The organism is Winogradskyella eximia (assembly GCF_003386165.1).
Lineage (GTDB): Bacteria > Bacteroidota > Bacteroidia > Flavobacteriales > Flavobacteriaceae > Winogradskyella > Winogradskyella eximia.
Window position 1 is genome coordinate 378,048 of record NZ_QRDV01000002.1, and the last position, 20,847, is coordinate 398,894.

Genomic DNA, 20,847 nt, shown 5'->3' on the forward strand with positions numbered 1-20,847 from the left:
ACTTCAAAAGTTATATTTTTAAGCCTTAATTATATTTATCACTTATGAAGCGATTGCTATCATTTTTACTGTGTTTTGGAATCTTGATATTTTGGAGCTCTTGTCGTAACGATTTTAAATTTACACCAAGTAAAGGACAACTAGAATTTGCAAGAGACACTATTTATTTAGACACCGTTTTTTCAACAATTGGTTCGAGTACCTATAACTTAAAAGTATATAATCGTAGTGATGAAGATATTGTAATCCCAACTATTCAATTTGAAAATGGTGAAAGTTCACTTTACAGAATGAATGTTGATGGTTCTACCGGTTTAGACAATGAAAACCAAATTGGTAAATTCTTTGAAGATGTAGAAATATTAGCCAACGATAGTTTATATATTTTTATTGAAACTACTGTAGATATTGCTACACAGGGCACAATAGAAAATCAATTTTTATATACGGATCGTATTCTATTCGACTCTGGTTCAAAACAACAAGATATTGATGTGGTCACCTTAGTAAAAGATGCTGTTTTTATTTATCCTAATAGAACACCTATTATTGAGGATGATGTTGTTGTTGAGTATATCATTGAAACCTTAACATTTGATGTGGATGGTGATGGCACACCAGATGAAACTACATTACAAGGTAGATATCTACTAGATAGCGAACTCACTTTTACCAATGAAAAACCTTATGTAATTTATGGCTATGCAGGCGTTGGTGCTGGTAAAACTTTAACCATGGAAGCTGGTACACGTGTTCATTTTCATGCAGATTCTGGTATTATTGTTACCGATGGTGGATCTCTAAATATTAATGGTACTCTTAGTCCAGACCAAGAAACACTTGCAAATGAAGTTATTATAGAAGGTGATCGCCTAGAACCATTATATTCAGATATTCCTGGACAATGGGGAACTATTTGGTTATTTAACGGAAGTGAAAACAATACTATTAATTATGCCACCATAAAAAATGGAACAATAGGTATTGTAGCAGACGGTAATCAAGATGCTCCAAACGATAAATTAACCATTACTAATTCAAAAATATTTAATTTTAGTAGTTTCGGAATTAGAGGTACTGCAACTTCAATAAATGCTAAAAACCTTGTAATAAATAATTGTGGACAATCTTCTTTTGCTGGTACTTATGGAGGTAAATACAACTTTACACATTGTACAATTGCTAATTACTGGGACAGTAGTTTTAGACAATTCCCTGCCCTACTCATAAATGATTTCATTGTTGACGAAAACAATACAATTTTCACTAATGATTTAACCGAAGCCAACTTTAACAACTGTATTATTTATGGAAATGATAATCCTGAGTTTTTATTAGAAAATGAAGGCAGTGTTTTCAACTATAAATTTAATAATTGCTTATTAAGATTCAATAATAGTAGTCTTTCAGGCACTGGTAATTATGATTTTGATGATACCACATTTTACAATAACAATGTATTTAATGAAGATCCAAAATTTAAAAGTCCGTTTGAAAATTTAATGCGAATTGGTGACGATTCTGGAGCTAAAGGCATAGGAAATACTTTTGGAGTCGCTGAAGCACCAAGAGATATTCTTGGATTTTTAAGATCTAGTTCTATTGATGCAGGAGCCTATAATTTTATAATTTTTGAAGATTAAATTATAAGTTTAGATAAAATAAAAAGCCTTTCAAACTTGAAAGGCTTTTTATTTTTATGGATTAAAAACTGATTAAAACAACTTCTGATAATATTCATCTGCCATTCTCTGACTAGTAAATTCAGGAATTACACCATCTATACCATTAAAAACGATGTCTTGCCATTTTTTAGGTTCATCATAGTACGTTGGAATCACTTTATCTTCTAAAATTTCATACAAATTATTAGCATCTATATTATCCTGATCCCAAACCGGTAGCGTATGATCTAGTGCTGGTAATACAAAACTGTTTTTACCATCTTTGGCAAACTCAGGAATCCAACCATCATTGGTAGAAACATTTACAGAGCCATTCATTGCTGCAGTCATTCCACTAGTTCCTGAAGCTTCCCTCGTAATTCGTGGAGTATTTAACCAAACATCAGATCCACATTTTAGTCTCTTAGACAAATCTATTTCATAGCCAATTAATACCGCTAAATTGTTTTCGCTTTTAGAATGGTTAACTAAATGATTAAACACATCAATCGCATAGTAATCAAAAGGATATGGTTTTCCTGCCCAAATAATTTGTACAGGATATTTTTTATTAGAAATTAATCTTTTAAAGCGTTCTAAATCATGTAAAAGTAAATCTGCTCTTTTATAACCTGCAAAGCGTCTTGCCCATACAAAAGTTAATACTTTAGGATCAAACGTTTTACCTGTTTGTTTATAAACCTCTTCAAATAAGTCTTTCTTTAAAGCTGTTTTTCTAGTTTTATATGCTTTTACCTGTTTTTTAGACCATGCCTTTTTAATACTTGCATCTTGCCAAAACTTCTGATTTTGTGCATTAGTAATTGGTATAATTTTACTTACACCTTCATAATCCTTCCACATATCAGTGGCTACTTTAGCATGCAATTTTGAAACTCCATTTGCTATTTTCGCCATCCGTAATGCAGAAATTGTATAGTTTATCATACCATCATTAACCATCTCTTTCTGAAGTTCTTGTTCAGAAAGTGATCGTCCAAAAAAGCCACATCTGTTTAAATGTCTAGCATCACGCTCTTCGTTACCGGCTTTTTCTGGTGTATGTGTTGTAAACACCATCTGGCTTTTCTTAACCCCTAAATCTCTTAAATAGTAAAAAGCTGGCAGTGCATGACCTTCGTTTAAGTGATACGTATCTGCACCTCCTAAAGCTTCTACAACTTTAGCACCTCCAATACCTAAAATAATACTTTGAGAAATACGTGTTACTGGATTATTATCATATAAATGATTGGTAATGGTTCTAGACAAATGGTCATTTCCTTCAACATCTGTACTCAAAAAATACATGGGTACAGTTCCAAAAATTTCAGGTTTTAAAACATATGCTCTAACCTTAACATGTGGGTTATCATGAAGTTTTACTTCTACTTCTATGCCTGTATCTTCAAGAAAATCAAAATGTTTTTCATTAAATTCTGTCCTTAAGGTTTGGTCTTCATTTCTTGCTTGATCGTAATAGCCATATTTCCAAAGCATGCCAATACCAATCATGTTTTGTTTTAACTCAAAAGCAGATCTCATATGTGAGCCTGCTAAAAATCCAAGACCTCCAGAATATATATTGAAAGACTGATCAATACCGTACTCCATGCTAAAATATGCAACCTTCTTTTTATATTTTGTTGCCGGTTTATATGGGTGAAACCATGTATTATATTTATTCTCCATTTTAGTGTTTTTTATACTTGTAAACTTAGAACAAAAGACCTATTGTATAATATGATATATGTCATTAAATAACTTTTTAATGTTAACATTTTAATTATAATTAAACATAAAAAAAAGTCCTTCAAATTAATGAAAGACTTTTTAAAAAAAATATTAATGTATTGTTTCCTAATTAAATAAAGCACGTCCTCCCATTAAAGCATTTACTTTTTCTGCAACACCAGCTAAAACAGTTTCGTTTTCGTGATTTGTTAATACTTCATCAATCAAATCAACAACATAAGACATGTCACTTTCTTTTAAACCACGTGTTGTAATTGCAGGTGTGCCAACTCTAATACCAGACGTTACAAAAGGAGATTCTGTATCAAAAGGTACCATGTTTTTATTTACGGTAATATCTGCTTTTACAAGAGCATTTTCAGCATCTTTACCTGTAATATTTTTATTTCTTAGATCAATAAGCATCATGTGGTTATCTGTTCCTCCAGAAATTAAATTATAATCTTTAGCAACAAAAGCTTGAGCCATAGCATCTGCGTTATGTTTTACTTGTAACATATAATGTAAGAACTCATCAGTTAGTGCTTCACCAAAAGCTATTGCTTTAGCAGCAATGATATGTTCTAATGGTCCACCTTGATTTCCTGGAAAAACACCAGAATCTAAAAGACCTGACATTTTACGTAGTTTACCATTCTTTAAAGTAATACCAAATGGGTTATCAATATTTTCACCCATCATAATCATTCCACCTCTAGGACCTCTCAAAGTTTTATGAGTAGTTGTAGTAACCACGTGGCAATGTGGCATTGGATCGTTTAAAATACCTTTAGCAATTAAACCTGCAGGATGCGAAATATCTGCTAATAAAACAGCACCTACACTATCTGCAACTTCTCTAAACTTAGCAAAATCTATATCTCTTGAATATGCTGAAGCACCAGCAATTATTAATTTTGGCTGTTCTTTTTTAGCTTGGTCAGCTAACATATCATAATCAATACGACCTGTATCTTTCTTTACTCCATAAAATGTAGGACGATATAATTTACCCGAAAAATTAACAGGAGAACCATGAGTTAAGTGTCCACCATGAGATAAATCAAAACCTAAAATAGTATCACCAGGTTTTAAACACGCATGAAAAACGGCTGTATTTGCCTGACTACCTGAATGCGGTTGTACATTGGCATAAGCAGCACCAAATAAAGTTTTAGCACGCTCTATAGCAATGTTTTCAACCTCATCAACTACTTCACAACCACCATAGTAACGTTTACCAGGATAGCCTTCTGCGTATTTATTGGTTAATACAGAGCCTGCAGCTTCCATAACTTGGTCGCTAACAAAATTCTCTGAGGCAATTAATTCTATACCATCTGTCTGGCGTTCTCTTTCAGCTTGTATAAGTTCAAAAATTTGTTCGTCGCGTTGCATAAATAAAGTGTTTGTTAAATCGATACAAAAATAGTGAATACATTAGTTTAAATATTAAAAAATGTGTAGGTTTGAGTATAATTAATGAACATTTAATCAACAATAACAATATGCCATTATCAGCAAATAATACAGATCGTACCTCATGGCTACATGTCGGTAAAACTTCAGACTTCCCTATTCAAAATATTCCTTTCGGTGTTTTCTTAACCAGAGACGACATTATTACTATAGGAACGCGTATTGGTGATACTGCTATTGATCTTGGCGCTTTACATCAATTAGGTTATTTTGAAGGTATACCTTTAACTGACGATATTTTTTTACAAGATACTTTAAATGATTTCATTGCAGATGGAAGAAAAACGTGGCGTTTAGTTAGAAACAGAATCGCTGAGATTTTTGATGTTGAAAATGAAACTTTAAAAAATAACAATCCACATAAAGAAACCATTTTGTTTCGTCTAGATGAAATTGAAATGCAATTACCTATTCAAGTTGGTGATTATACAGATTTTTATGCTAGTAAAGAACATGCCACAAATGTTGGTACTATGTTTAGAGATCCAGATAATGCGTTAATGCCTAATTGGGTACATATGCCAGTGGGTTATCATGGACGTAGTTCTTCTATTATACCTTCAGGAATTCCGATTCATCGTCCACAAGGACAAACATTACCAGAAGGAGCAGACAAACCTGTTTTTGGACCATCGAAATTGGTGGATTTTGAATTAGAAATGGCTTTTATTACTACAGATGCTAATGATCTAGGAGAACCAATTCCTATTGAAGAAACTGAAGAATACATCTTTGGTTTGGTTTTATTTAATGATTGGTCTGCTCGTGATATACAAAAATGGGAATATGTACCTTTAGGGCCATTTTTAGGTAAAAACTTTGCCTCATCTATGTCTCCTTGGATTGTAACTTTAGATGCGTTAGAACCATTTAGAACTGAAAGTCCTAAACAAACTCCGAAGCCTCTAGATTACTTACAAACCAAAGGTAAAAAGAGTTTTGATATTAATTTAGAAGTTGGTATTCAACCAAAAGGCGGAAAAGAAACAACGGTTTCTAAATCTAACTTTAAGTATATGTATTGGAATATGGCACAACAATTAGCTCATCATACGGTTAATGGATGCCCTGTAAATTCTGGAGATGTAATGGGAAGTGGAACGATTTCTGGACCTACACCAGATTCTTATGGCTCAATGTTAGAATTAAGTTGGAAAGGTACTAAACCCTTAAAATTAAAAGATGGCACTGAACGTAAATTTATCAACGATAATGATACCGTTATTATGAGAGGCTATTGCCAAAATGATGACATTAGAATTGGTTTCGGACAGGTTAAAACTCAATTATTACCTGTATTTGATTCTAAGAAGAAAAAGAAATAAGCAGATATTTAAAAATATAAGTAAAGACCAAAGTTTAAATAATTTGGTCTTTTTTTTGCTTAGACTTAAAGTGAAGACCTAAGACGACCTGCTCAGAATGGTGCTTCACAACTAAAACTCACCCACTCTTTTTTAGCAGGATGCTCAAAACTCAAAGTTTCAGCATGAAGATGTAATCTATTTGAAACAGTTCCGTATAAATCATCACCAACGATTGGCACGTTTAAACCTTTGTAATGAGCAGCATGCACTCGCAATTGATGTGTTCTTCCTGAAATAGGATAGAAATAAATTCTTGTTATATTATCTTTAACCTCAACAACTTCATATTTTGTAATGGCTTTTTTACCATGTTCATAACACACCAATTGTCTTGGTCTATTATTTAAATCCACTCGTAATGGTAAATCAATTGTTCCTTCTTTTGTTTCAATAATTCCATCTAATAAAGCCACATAACGCTTTTTAACTTTACGTTCTATAAATTGTTTTTGAAGTTTTTTGTGCGTTCTCTCATTTTTTGCAACCAACAACAAGCCAGACGTTGACATATCTAAACGATGCAATAATAAAGGACCTGTTGCATTTGGTAAATAAGTTTGCATTCTGGTTAAAACCGAATCTTTAATCGTTTTTCCTGGAACTGATAAAAACTCGTGAGGTTTATTAAGGACTAAAAGAAAATCGTCCTCGTAAATGATCTCTAATTCACCTTTAAAAACACCTGCTAATTCTATAGGATTTGGTTCAACATTTAAACCTTGCATCATATGGCCTAAAATTGGTTCACATCTACTGCGACAAGATGGATAGAATTGTCCATGCTTTCTAACTTCTGCTGTTGGTGAAATTCCCCAATAAAACTCTGCCATTGCAATAGGCTTTAGTTTATTCTGATAAGCATACTGAAATAATTTAGGAGCTGCACATTCGCCTGCTGCTGCAGGTGGTTTTCCTAAATCTGTACTTTTAAAAATCTCAATTAAATCTTTAGTTTCTCCTCTTGCATTTAAAAATCGATAATGCTCATGAATTTCTTTTTGCAAACGTGCTGAAAGTGTTTTCCTTTCTAATTTTAAAGCTTCAATAGGTTTTACTAATGCTGCTAAATTCTTTTCAGCTAATTCAACCTCAGCTTCAAGATTCAACTTTAAATATTTTAAATCAATATTACTCTGAATACTTTGCTGCTTTAAACTTTCAAAAAGTATATTTTTTTCTGAGTCATTAAGATTTTGCTCTGCTTCTACTCTACGTTGTTGTCGTTTTTGTTTTTCGGCTTTAGCATGCTTTTTAAATTCTTCAAGCTTTTTAATACTATTTAATCTTGTTTCTTTTAAATTTATTTCAGCTTTTTCTAATTTCGGATTCTTTTCTAAAGCTTCAATTTTAGTAGTTAAATCATTTAAATATGCTTCATTTTGTTTGTAAAATCCATCTTTATTCAACGTATCATAAATTGGAGGCACAAACCCTTTTAAATGATTGCTCTCTGCTAATTTACCTGAAAATCCTGTGATGTAACCTAATTGTCCTTCTGAATTTTCAACAATCATTACACCAAACATCTTTCCAATTTTTAAAGTCGTTTTACTTTTATCTAAACCAAAATTATGTTCAAAATCTGTTTGATTAATAAGATAAGTCTTTACCTCATCTGCTGCATTAACACATAGTGGATGTGGTGTGTAATAAAATGGAAATGTAAATTGCTCTGGAAGTATTTCCGAATGCAATTCTATAGAATGAAAACAACCGTTTTCTGTATGAAACATGAGACTTTTAATTGGTTTACAAAGAAACGAAAATCTTTAACGTCTGTTTAATTGAATTACATTAAAATATTCCCAATTCATAAGTTTTAGTGAAATTGTATTTGGCAATATTGCATCGCAAACAATAGGTTTACAAATGCTTCTGGATATATTTTCTCATACTCCAAAATCACTCGAAGTGGAGCTAGTTTTAAAGTTTGGCATCATAATTGGATTTACTATTATATAACCAATAAAAGCCTAACATTATGAAAAAATTTCTACTCTTAACAGTCCTTGTTTCAGTACTAATATCTTGTAGTGCAAAAAAACAAATTGAAACCGCAATAAGCCATGGTAATTACGATGAAGCCATTTCTGAAGCATTAAGAAAACTCGAAAACAATAAAGATAAAAATCGTAAGCAAGACTATATTGTGATGCTTGAGGATGCATACTATAAAGTTTTAGAGGAAGACTTAAATAATGTTGCGCATCTTAAAAAAGACGGAAATCCTGAGCAATATAAAACCATCTATAATATATATTTAGATTTAGAGGAAAGACAAAATGCAATTAAACGTGTGTTACCTTTAAAAATAAATGGCAAAGAATTACAATTAGAGTTTAATGATTATAGTTCTGAAATTGTAGATTACAGATATAAAACATCTGAGTATTTAATTGGTCAAGGTATTACACTTCTGGATTCTGGAGATAAATTTAATGCTAGAAAGGCTCATGGAATATTCAGTTATATTGAACAAATTAATCCAAATTTTGAAGAAAATAGAAGCTTAATAGCAGAAGCTCATGAAGCAGGAATGGATTACGTGCATGTGTCTATACAAAACCAAACACATCAAATAATTCCACAACAATTAGAAGCTGAATTGGTTGACTTTAATACCTATGGCTTGAATCAATTTTGGACAACTTACCATGCAAATGCTAACAACTCTATAGATTATGATTTTGCGATGCAATTACAATTAAAGCAAATAAACGTTTCACCAGAGCGTATTAATGAGCGTCAAATATTAAGACAAAAACAAATCGTTGATGGTTGGAAATACCAATTAGATAGAAACGGAAACGTAAAAAAGGACAGTTTAGGTAATGATATTAAGATTGATAAAATCATTACCGTTAAAGCTAAATTTACTGAAGTTTTACAAACTAAATCTGCACAAGTAGTTGCCGATATTATTTACACAGATTTAAAGCAAAACCAAGTGATTGATGCATTTTCTATAGATAGTGGATTTGTTTTCGAGAATATTTTTGGTACTTATAGAGGAGATAAAAGAGCATTAGTAAGAGACGATATTAATCTTTTAAACCAAAGGCAACTTCGTTTTCCTAGTGATGAACAAATGGTATATGACACTGGAGAAGATTTAAAATTGAAGTTAAAAGACATAATAGGTTCTTATAACATTAGAAGAAGTTAGTTATAAACAATATATAAAAAGAAAACTCTTACCTTAGGTAGGAGTTTTTTGTTTGTAGCTGTTTTAATTATAGAACTCATTATTTAGTTAAATTAAAAAAAGTCATTTTTTAACGCAACCCTTTGTAAGAAAGTACATCTTATAAAAACAAAACCAATCATTATGAAAAAAATTACACTTCTTATTCTACTTGCTTTCTATTCAATGTTTTGTTTTTCTCAAAATCCAACAGTCTATGTTACCAGCAATGGTGGAAATGGTTATAGTGTAATTGAGGGCAATACCTATACATTTACTGTAAGTATGTACAGTGCAACAACTACTGACGTGATTATTGATGTCGCTACAATTGCAAATACAGCAGATGCAAGTGACTATACACCTTTATCTACAACGGTTACAATTCCTGCAGGACAGCTTAGTAGTAATCAACTTACCATACCAACAAGTAATGATTCAACTATAGAACTTAATGAATATTTTACTATTGAAGCTACGGTAACCTCAGGTAATACTGTAAATACAGATGTCTATAGAAGCATAACGTTATGGGATAATGATACTACACCAACTGTAAATGTAAATACTTCTCCTAGTTTAGTTGAAGGTCAGGGTTATAATACGTATTGGGTTTATTTAAGTAATTATTACAGTTCAGATGTAACAATAGACATTACTACTTCTGCTGGCACAGCTGATGCTTCAGATTATATTGCAACCACTACTAGTATTACAATTCCAGAAGGTCAAACCAATGCATCATTTCCTATTTACACACAAGATGACAACATCACCGAAGCCGATGAAACTTATACGATTACTGCAACTATTACTTCGGGTAACACTACAAATAGCAACTTAAATATTACAGTAACCATAAGAGATAATGACACAACTCCTACTTTTACTATAAGTTCTTTTCAGGCCAATGAAGGTGGTTCGGCTTACGTTTACGCTAGATTAGACAGAGCTTATAACTCAGACGTTATAATACAATTAAACACATCAAACGGAACAGCGGACAATTCAGATTACACAAATCTTTCCCAAACCAAAACTATAGAAGCTGGATATACCTCAACTAATTTTAGAATTTATACAACAGATGACACGTTAGATGAACCAGAAGAATCTGTGAATTATACAGCAACAGTAACTTCTGGTAATACAACAAATACCTCTGAAACTGGAACTTTTAACATTATAGATAATGATGGCTTACCTGATTTTAGTTTACAAACTGTGTATGATGATAATAACCCTAACGGACAATCTGGAGATAGTTTAGTTGCTGAAGAAGGTTTCGATCTTAAATTTAGACCAAGATTAACACATCCTAGCCCTATTGATACAGAAATTGAAATTACAACAACTAATGGAACCGCAGATAATTCCGATTATACAACTTCAACCATACTTGTTACAATTCCTGCTGGCCAGTACTCTAATTATTATGAAGAATACAGTTATCCAACTACTTTAGACCAACTAGACGAAGACGATGAAAACATTTTTGTTAATGCACTTGTAACTTCAGGAAACACTTATAATACCAATTATACTTTAGAAGGCTTTATTTTAGATAACTACCATCTAAATGCACAACGCGATGACATCACTTCAGTGCTCGAAGTTGGTGCTACATTTCAGGTTTTAGACAATGATACTTTTGAAGGTTTACCTGTTATTCCTGGAGATTTAAATGTTACATTACTTGATACAAATTTAGTAGGTATTACCTTGAGTAATTCGGGTGTTTTAACGATTCCTTCTAGCGTACCAATGGGTTATTACTCTATAAATTATGAAATCTGTGAGTCTGCCACCCCAAATAATTGTGATACAGCGAGTATTATAGTTAGAGTTGAATCTCCTTTAGAGGTTACTCACACAACTCAATATGTTGATTTTAATGGTGATGGTTTTGTAAGTGTTGGTGATACTATTGAATATGAATTTACAGTAACCAACAACGGAAATGATTCAATTACAGATATTGATGGAGATTATCAAGGTATAAATATTGTTGGTGGTCCATTAACTAGTTTAGGTGCAGGACAAACAGATAATACAACTTTTACAGCATTACATATTATAACTCAGAATAATATTAATTCTGGTTATTATGGTGGTGACCTAGAAGGAGCAACATTTTTTGGTACTTATTATGGTTATGAAGTTCGAGCTTATCTGTATGACCCAAGTCAAATTATAGATTTACAACAATCCGATGGTATAGAACTAAATGCTTTTGTTGATACTAATGGCAACGGAACACAAGAAACTGGCGAAATTAATTTTCCATTAGGTCAGTTTGACTATGAAATAAATAACGATGGAATCATTAACAATCTATATGTATCTCCTCATTATTTATATGAATCTAATCCAACAACAACTTATGAACTTTCATATACAGTAGATCCTGATTATGCAGCCAATAATACAACGGCAGTAAGTTATTCTAGTATTACAGTTCCTGTAGGTTCTGGCATCACCACTTACGATTTCCCTATTACAGTAACAGCTTATGACGATTTAGCTACTGAAATTTCAGCGTCTTGGAGACCACCAATGCCAGGTTTTCAATATTGGAATTATATCAGTTATACCAACAATTCTAATGAAACCGTAACATCTGGTACTATAGATTTTACTATAGATAATGCTCTTAATTTACTGAGTGTACATGAGGTGTCTAATTATTGGTATAATTATAATCCAGCTTCATATACTACTACTGCTACTGGTTTTAGCTATACATTTAACAATTTACAACCATATCAAACCAAACGTCTTTGGGTAAAAATGCAAGTACCAACTTTGCCAACGGTTAGTTTAGGACAATTAGTTACAAATACAGTAGATATTGAATTACTCGCTGGAGATATTGTCCCTTTAAACAATACCTCTAGTTTAACTCAAACTATTGTTGGTTCATACGATCCTAATGATGTTACAGAAAAGCATGGTGAAGAGATTCTCTTCTCGTCATTCTCAACAGACGATTATTTAACGTATACCATTCGTTTTGAAAACACAGGAACTGCAAATGCCATTAACATAAAAGTTGAAGACATTTTAGATGATCAATTAGATGAATCTACACTGAAAATGGTAGATGCAAGTCATCAATATAGCTTAGAACGCGTAGGTAAAAATGTAGAATGGAATTTCTTTGCTATAGACTTACCACCTTCAGAAGATGTTGAAGATTCGCAAGTTGGCCATGGCTTTATAACTTTTAAAGTTAAGCCGTTTCCAGATTATGCAATCGGAGATGTCATACCAAATACAGCTGAGATTTATTTCGATTTTAATCCTGCTATTATTACTAACACTTGGACTACAACATTCGTTCAAACTTTAGGAGTTAATGAATCTGATTTTAGCAATTTAACGGTTTATCCAAATCCTGTTAAAGATGTGCTTCAAATTAATAACTCATCTATAATTACAACTATTGAAGTTAGCTCTATTCTAGGGAAACAATTATTATCTAAATCAGTTGATAATCTATCTACCGAAATAGATTTAAGTACATTTTCAAGCGGAGTGTATTTTGTGAATATTAAAAGTAATACAGGCGAAAAAATCATCAAAATCCTTAAAGAATAAAAAACGAATTTATAGTATATAATAAATCTCTTTGAGTTCTACTTAAAGAGATTTTTTGTTTTAAACAGTATTTGCTAAAATTCTAAATCAACTAGAAAATAGAATTAAGAGATAATTCATTAAAATCAACGAATACTGAATAAGAAAATAATTATATATAATATTCTCATAGAATTGATGTATTTGATAAATATCTTATTAAAATTTAATAGTATTTCGGTTATAATTCATAATAATCGCCCAATATCATACATGGCTATTAGATATGCTCTCAAATAGCATATAAACAGATAATCATCAACTATTTAGATAAAAGTTTTTATATGCATTTTGTCGACTTTATTTACCAAAGAGCTTCTTTCTATTTAATTTCGTAATCCCTCTCATATATATTTTTTTCAAAATATTTTTTCCTTAACAAAAGGATTGATTTAACAACACCCAAGTTTCAAATGAAAAACACTTTTGCTAAATTAGTAATCAGCGTCTTAATCATTATATTACCTACCCTATTTTATGGGCAAAATTCAGGTTTTATTCATAGTTATGTAATACTCGATAATGGTTCTGGAAATACCTCATTGGATTTACATTATCCAAGTGAAGCTAATGATGATCTTTTAATCACTGATTTTACGAACGCTACTTTAGGAACAATAGGAACTACTGTTGGAACTTTACTTTTAAACGGAGGTCAAAATACGGTTTGGAAATGTGCTTCAACAGATAATATTACTTCGGGTTGGCTATATTATACAATATACCCTACAGGAAATAGACCGGCTATTCCTTCATTTTCATCTATCAATTTAGGAACTAATATTTCTTATTCTCCAGGAACTGTATGTGGTGTAAGTTCGCAAGATGAAGAGTGGATCACTGATACTGAAAATATTAATTTATTAAACGGATTAGCTTCTGGAAATCATACATTAGAAGTCTATACATCTGCAGATTATACAAAAAATAGTGTTGCAGCACCTAACCCTCATTATGTAAATAATAATGGAGCAAACTTTACAACTACTTTTACTGCAGACACACCTCCAAGCGCTAACTGCTTTGGAACCTTAACTGTAGAACTTGATGCAACAGGTAATGCAACCATAACAGCAGCTGATATTGACAACGGATCTTTCGATGATTTTGACACACCTACTTTAAGCATTGATATTAATACATTTGATTGTTCAGACATTGGAACTCCAGTAACAGTTACCTTGACAGCTGAAGATTCTCTTGGACAAAATAGTACATGCACAACAATTGTGTCGGTTACCTCTCTGTCACATACGCTTTCGCCTGTTACTGTTGACTGTAACGGAACATTAACTACCCCAACAATTACGGATGCTTGTGCAGGATCTCTTGTAGGCACAACTTCTGATACATTATCTTTTGTTGAAGGTGGCAGTACAATTATTACTTGGACATTTAATCATGGAAACGGTAATTTTACATCCGCAACTCAAGTTTACAATTACGATGACACAACAAATCCAGTGACTCCAACACTTTCTGCTGTAACTATTGGTTGCGACGGAACATTAACTGCACCAACAACAACTGATAGCTGTGCAGGAATAATTACTGGTATAACTTCTGATAGCTTAACTTATATTGAAGACGGAAGTACAACGATAAATTGGACATTTAATGATGGACATGGGAATTCCACAACGGCAACCCAAATTTACTATTATGATGACACTTCAAATCCTATAGCAATTTGTCAAAACATAACCATTCCATTAAATGCATCTGGTAATGTAACTATTTCGCCTGCAGATATTGATAACGGCTCTTTTGATAACTGTGGTATTTCTTCAATGACATTAGACAATGCTTCATTCACCTGTTTAGATTTAGGCGTAAATACCGTAACGCTATTTGTAAGAGACACTTCTAACAATTTATCAACTTGTACAGCAACTGTTACGGTTACTGATCCTGCAGATAATGCCTCTGTGAGTATTTCTGCAAACAATAACACTATATGCCAAGGAGAAAATGGACAATTTACAGCGACCCCTTTAAATGGAGGAACAAATCCTGTGTATAATTGGTTTATAAATAATGTCTCCCAAGGTAATAATAGTCCAAATTTTGTTCCATTTACTCCATTAAATGATAATGATGTAGTGTATGTACAAATGCAGTCTAGTTTATCATCATGCAACATACCTAAACAAAGTAATAGTATTACAATAAATGTAAACCCATCGCCTTTGGTTTCTGGACCTTCATCACTTTGTCTTGGAAATAATTCTAATTTGTCACCTGCAACTTCTGGTTGGGTAAGTAATACTGCACTTGCAACAGTTGATAATTTTGGTGTTGTTACAGCAATATCTCCCGGAGATGCTACTTTTACTTATACCGATTCTAACGGCTGTAGCTCTAATTTAACTATTACTATTAATAATAGCACTGCTGTAACAGCACCTTCTAGTATTTGTGTTAGTGAAACAAGTAACTTATCTCCTAATTCTGGAGGTACTTGGAGCAGTACAAATAATTCAAGAGCTACTGTAACAAATTCAGGGGAAATTACGGGAATAGCTCCTGGTTTGGTGAAATTTATATATACTGATGCTAATGGTTGTATTACAGCTACAAATCAAGTTGAAATTTTGGTAAACCCTCTAATAAGTTCTGTAACGGCATCAGAAAATTTAATATGTAACGGAGAATCTAGTATACTAACCGCAAATGTTCAAGGAGCTGGAATCAACAATGAAGTTATTGTTAATTACAACTTTAACTCAGGAAGTAATTATGCCTCTTTAGATGGTCAGGAAGTTCCAGGTGTTAATTGTGATATCACTCATGTGAATATGTATTATAGAAACGGTTCAGGAACAGCAACACAAGGTTCAGCATATTCTCCTGAGATTATAGCAGGAAATGCTTTGAGTCAATTAGACAATCAATGGGGAAACGAAGGTTATTGGAGGTTTACTATTGGAGGAGCCAATTTATCTACTTACCAAAATTTTTCACTGTACTTTCAAACAAAAAGAGCAACAGAAATAGGTACAGATAAATATGTATACCTTTATTATAGAGTAAATGGAACAGGTAATTTGATCTTTATTGATAAAGTTTTAATCAATAATACAATTTCAGGAACTCAATGGCAAGAAGTAGTTTATGCCATGCCTACATTAGCTAACAATCCTAACCAATTAGAATTTATTATTGGAGCTACTGATGGGTATACTAGTTCTGTAGGACAAGACCCTAGTCTTAATCCCAATATTCTAATAGATAACGTTCAGGTAAGAGCGTCAAATTTACCAGATTCCTTTACTTATTCTTGGTCTAGTAATACTGGTATTAATTCAGGTCTACCTATTGGATCAGATACTCCTTCTAGTTCTAATAGCACCATATCAGTAAACCCAACTCAAAGTACAGAATACACTGTAACAGCTCATAATAGTAATGGTTGTACTGAAACAGATGTTGTTACAGTAAACGTATTAGAATCACCAAATATAACTATTGGTGTTAATTATTGCCCTACGGATGACCTTTCTACCGCACAAGACGAAAGCAATATGGTACAGTTAGTTGCTAGTTCTACGACTCCCGTAAGCACTTGGGAATGGCAAACAACACCTACACAAACTGGAAGTACAATTTATGTTGATAATGCTGGTTTCTATCAGGTCAATGGCACTTCAGCAAATGGTTGTACTGATTCTGGTACTATTAGAGTGGCTCAAGAACGTATTTTTAATGGTAACTTTTCGGAGATAGCAGCTACTACCGATGGTGATTTTGGTCCTGATATTTTTGACAATTTAAATGCATTAGGTTTTGATTATGATGAAGATTATGTATCTCCTTTTACAAATGGCTATCGCTATGTAGTAAATCCTGTTCTTAATCAAAATATGATAACAGTTACTACTGATTCTGGGCCATTAAACACTATATTTAGAAGTGTAAATGATCATACTGGTGATGCTGAGGCTCAGTTTCTTGCCGTAAATGGAGGCAGTACACCATTAGTTGTTTGGCGACAAGAAATCCCTGTGGAACCTGGAATAGAATATTACTACTCTTTTTGGGGAATAGACCTTTCTGATACTGCAAATACATCACTCAACCCAAGTGATTTAAGATTTAGAATAAACGGAATCCTTGTAGGTCCAACTCTAGATTTAGTTAAAGGCAATGATTGGGAACGCATCTATGATGTTTGGAATTCTGGAACTGAAACATCAGCAATCGTGGAAATTATAAATATTAACACTTCACCTCAAGGTAACAATTTTGGTATTGATGATGTATCATTTGCTACTTTATCCACTTTTATTTCTTTAACATCACCTACAGGAACAGATAATCAAATAATTTGCCAAAATACACCTATTCAAGACATCACCTACGATGTAGGTGGAGGACTGAATGCACCAACCATCACTAGTACACCTGCATTACCTGCAGGATTAACAACTTCATTTGATGGTTTAAAATTCACAATAAGTGGTATACCTACTGAGTTTGGTACTTTTAATTATACCATAACAACAGATTCTAGTTGTAATCAAAAATCATCAAGTGGCACTATTACAATAAATGAAGCTCCGGCTGTTACTATTCAAAATATAGTTTCTCCAGTATGTTCTGCAAATGGTAGTATTTCATTAAATTCAACCTTATTAGGTAGTGCTACTTCTGGAACTTGGAGCACATCTGGAATTGGTAATTTTACTGGAATTTCAGCAAATGGAACCACTGCAACATATAATTTTGGTGCTAATGAAATTGGAACTATTAATTTAACGTTTACATCTAATACTCCCGCTTCAACTTGTACTGCAGCTAGCGACACAATTACGTTTGAAATCACCGAAAATTTTAATGCTAATGCTGGTGCAGATATTAATAATTCATCAATTAGTTGCTCTAATACTACTGTGACTTTAAATGCAAATAATGTTGTTGGGCAGTGGACTGTAACTTCAGGTCAGTTAGCAAATACCTATCAATTTTCCGATGCCTCTTCCTATAATTCAACATTCACAGGAGAAAGTGGTGAAACATACACACTCCAATGGGAAGCCATAAACACCTCTCCTTGTGGTAATACAACAGATACCACCATCATAACTTTTGCTGATTGTGGTAATAATCTTGTTTTTGATGGTTCTGATGATTATATCAATTTTGAAGATAATTACTTGCTAAACAATACGCCTTTTAGTATTGAAGCGTGGATTAAGTTAGACAATGTTAGTGGTACAAAAACAATAATTTCTAAACGCAATAGTGACCTCTTAAATTCTGGTTATGATTTGAGCGTAATAAATAATAGACTTTATTTCCGTTGGAATAATCAAAGTATGGCTGCCACTCAAGTTATCAATACGTCTAAATGGTATCATGTTGCCATTACCTTTAATGGCACTAATACTTATGCTATGTATATTGATGGTTTTTTAATTACAACAAATAATTCTGGAGCATCTCCAATTATTAACAATAGTAAAAGTCTTATTGGAGCAATGGATAAAGCTAATAGTAAGCCAGTTAATTATTTTGAAGGAGGTATAGATGAAGTACGTTTTTGGAACACTACATTGACGCAAGAGCAGATTCGTGAAATGATGAATCAGGAAATAGAAGTCAGTGGAATTGATGCGGTATCTGGAGTAGTTATACCTATAGAAATCAGTGGTGGCTTGCAATGGAATAACTTAATTGGTTATTACCAAATGAATGATGGTACTCAGGCAAATATTGCAAATGGACGAATTCAAGATATTGCCACATCTTCTCCTGTAGATGGAAAATTGAATAACATGACTTCAGTGCAAACTGAATCTGCACCAATACCATACATTTCAGCAAATAATACCAATTGGGATTCTCAAAACACTTGGCTAAATGGTTCTGTGCAACAAATACCTAATTCTACTGTTAATAGTATTAATGGCCTTGCACAAACATGGAATATTGTTATAACACAACATAATGTTTTAGTTAACCGAGCAACTTCTATTACCTTATCTGGTTTAAGAGTGGATAATAATAAATTGTCTATTACAAATAACCTAGCCTTAAGAGTAAATAAATATCTTAAAATTGATGGTATTTTAGATCTTGAAGATGAATCTCAACTTCTGCAACCTACAGGAAGTATTGTAGATTATACTGGATCTGGAAATTTAGAAAGAGACCAACAAGGCTCTTCAAATCTTTTTAACTATAATTATTGGTCATCACCCGTAAGTGATAATGGTACAACTTTTATAATTGCAAATGTCATGTACGATGGCACAACAGCAATAAATCCACAACCATTAAACTGGACCGCTAACTATAATGCTAATCCATTAACAACTCCAATATCAATAAGTAAAAGATGGTTATATCTATATGAAAATTATTTAGACAATTCTTATGCAGACTGGAATGCAATTAATGAAAATTATAATATCCCAATTGGTCTTGGCTACTCTATGAAAGGTAGTGGTAGCGCTAGTGCTAACCAAAATTATACTTTTGTAGGTCAACCTAATAATGGAACCATTACGTCGCCTGTTTCTGGTAATTTTCAAGCATTGATAGGAAACCCTTACCCTTCTGCTATAGATGCTGTGGCCTTTATAAATGATAATAGTGGTGTTTTATTAGATGGTACACTCTATTTTTGGGAACATGCAGCATCAAACAATTCTCACAATTTATCAGCTTACGAAGGTGGTTATGCCGCACGAAATTTAACTCATGGTGTTCCTGCTGTATCTTCACCTGAAATTAACGGACAAGGTAACTCCAACAAAATACCTGGTCGCTATGTGCCTGTTGCACAAGGATTCTTTGTTACAGGAAATGGTACTGGCGGAATGATAACCTTTAACAATAACCAACGTGTGTTTGCTAAAGAATCTGACTTGAATTCATTTTTCTTAAGAAGTAGTAATACTCCTTCTGAAGATTTAGACACTAGTCAAAATGAGGATAACAATCAATTTATTAGATTAGATTTTATTACTCCAGATAACGCAACACGTCAATTAGTTATTGGTTTTATGGACAACACTAATGCTACCGATGGTGTTGATTATGGTTATGATGGTCTAAATACAGATTCTTTTCCTAATGATATGTCTTTTAATATTGAAGGCGAAAAATATATCATACAAGGAGTTGGTAGTTTTGATGCAACAAAATCTTATCCCTTAGATATTAATGTAAGCAATGGCGGAAACATAGAAATTAGACTTAATTCCCTTGAGAATTTCAGCGATAACCGTCCTGTTTTTATTTATGATGCCTTAGAACAAAACTACATCAGTATTAATAATCAAAATTTTCAAACCAATTTAGAACCTGGTAACTATAGTAACAGATTCTATTTAGTTTTTCAAGAAGATGAAACATTGTCAACAATTAAAAATGAGTTTGAAAACGTAAACGTAAAATTCCTTTTAGATACAGATGAGATTTATATTAAAACACCTCCCTCAATAGATATTACTCAATTGTATTTAATCAATGTTGCAGGTCAAACTATAGCATCTTGGAATGCTACTAATTTAATTATGTCTAATGAGATTAAAATACCAGTTAATAATATTTCAGAAGGCACCTATATTATAAAAGCTGAAACTCAAACAGGCACATTTAATAAAAAGATTATTATAAAATATTAAAGAATTTCTGTGGTTATTAGTATTAAAAAGAAATGCTATTAGCCACAGAATTATCAATTTATATGGTTTTCAACACCTATAAACCAAGACATTTTTCTTAATAATTCTTTTCTATTCAATTAATACTGTCTTCAATTTTTTGAAAA

At 32.5% G+C, this 20,847-nt stretch carries 8 protein-coding genes; 5 read left to right on the plus strand and 3 right to left on the minus strand.

Going from position 1 to position 20,847, the window contains the following annotated elements:
• Positions 1-44: 44 nt before the first annotated feature.
• Positions 45-1,643, plus strand: coding sequence for a right-handed parallel beta-helix repeat-containing protein (locus tag DFQ10_RS07390; protein ID WP_115816763.1), 1,599 nt, complete (start codon positions 45-47; stop codon positions 1,641-1,643).
• 72 nt (positions 1,644-1,715) lie between these two features.
• On the opposite strand, the gene glgP is transcribed toward DFQ10_RS07390, so the two are convergent.
• Positions 1,716-3,356, minus strand: a complete 1,641-nt coding sequence (glgP, locus tag DFQ10_RS07395) for an alpha-glucan family phosphorylase (protein ID WP_115816764.1) — start codon at positions 3,354-3,356, stop codon at positions 1,716-1,718.
• Between the two features lie 168 nt (positions 3,357-3,524).
• Positions 3,525-4,796 carry a serine hydroxymethyltransferase gene (gene glyA, locus DFQ10_RS07400; protein WP_115816765.1) on the minus strand — a complete coding sequence of 424 codons (1,272 nt, stop codon included), beginning with the start codon at positions 4,794-4,796 and terminating at the stop codon, positions 3,525-3,527.
• A 110-nt stretch (positions 4,797-4,906) separates the two neighbouring features.
• Between glyA and fahA the strand changes: the two genes are divergently transcribed.
• A complete protein-coding gene (fahA, locus tag DFQ10_RS07405; protein WP_115816930.1) occupies positions 4,907-6,202 on the plus strand; it encodes a fumarylacetoacetase in 1,296 nt (431 codons plus the stop codon).
• A gap of 92 nt (positions 6,203-6,294) precedes the next feature.
• Here fahA and DFQ10_RS07410 read toward each other — a convergent pair whose 3' ends face one another.
• The gene (locus DFQ10_RS07410) at positions 6,295-7,977 is read right to left on the minus strand and encodes an RluA family pseudouridine synthase (RefSeq protein ID WP_115816766.1); all 1,683 of its coding nucleotides are present in this window, start codon (positions 7,975-7,977) and stop codon (positions 6,295-6,297) included.
• Positions 7,978-8,225: 248 nt separating this feature from the next.
• Here DFQ10_RS07410 and DFQ10_RS07415 point away from each other — a divergent pair, with 248 nt between their 5' ends.
• From DFQ10_RS07415 to DFQ10_RS07425, 3 genes are all read left to right on the plus strand, one after another.
• Complete coding sequence (locus DFQ10_RS07415; RefSeq protein WP_245940645.1) at positions 8,226-9,410, plus strand: hypothetical protein; 1,185 nt, start codon at positions 8,226-8,228, stop codon at positions 9,408-9,410.
• A gap of 162 nt (positions 9,411-9,572) precedes the next feature.
• On the plus strand, positions 9,573-13,028 hold the full coding sequence (locus DFQ10_RS07420) for a DUF7619 domain-containing protein (protein WP_115816767.1): 3,456 nt from the start codon (positions 9,573-9,575) through the stop codon (positions 13,026-13,028).
• A gap of 452 nt (positions 13,029-13,480) precedes the next feature.
• Positions 13,481-20,701, plus strand: a complete 7,221-nt coding sequence (locus DFQ10_RS07425; protein WP_115816768.1) for a LamG-like jellyroll fold domain-containing protein — start codon at positions 13,481-13,483, stop codon at positions 20,699-20,701.
• Positions 20,702-20,847: the final 146 nt, after the last annotated feature.

What these genes read in the sequence shown, in the direction of transcription:
- DFQ10_RS07390 (WP_115816763.1), top strand. Translation starts at nt 45, where the DNA reads ATGAAGCGATTGCTATCATTTTTACTGTGTTTTGGAATCTTGATATTT.
- glgP (WP_115816764.1), bottom strand. Translation starts at nt 3,356, where the DNA reads ATGGAGAATAAATATAATACATGGTTTCACCCATATAAACCGGCAACA.
- glyA (WP_115816765.1), bottom strand. Translation starts at nt 4,796, where the DNA reads ATGCAACGCGACGAACAAATTTTTGAACTTATACAAGCTGAAAGAGAA.
- fahA (WP_115816930.1), top strand. Translation starts at nt 4,907, where the DNA reads ATGCCATTATCAGCAAATAATACAGATCGTACCTCATGGCTACATGTC.
- DFQ10_RS07410 (WP_115816766.1), bottom strand. Translation starts at nt 7,977, where the DNA reads ATGTTTCATACAGAAAACGGTTGTTTTCATTCTATAGAATTGCATTCG.
- DFQ10_RS07415 (WP_245940645.1), top strand. Translation starts at nt 8,226, where the DNA reads ATGAAAAAATTTCTACTCTTAACAGTCCTTGTTTCAGTACTAATATCT.
- DFQ10_RS07420 (WP_115816767.1), top strand. Translation starts at nt 9,573, where the DNA reads ATGAAAAAAATTACACTTCTTATTCTACTTGCTTTCTATTCAATGTTT.
- DFQ10_RS07425 (WP_115816768.1), top strand. Translation starts at nt 13,481, where the DNA reads ATGAAAAACACTTTTGCTAAATTAGTAATCAGCGTCTTAATCATTATA.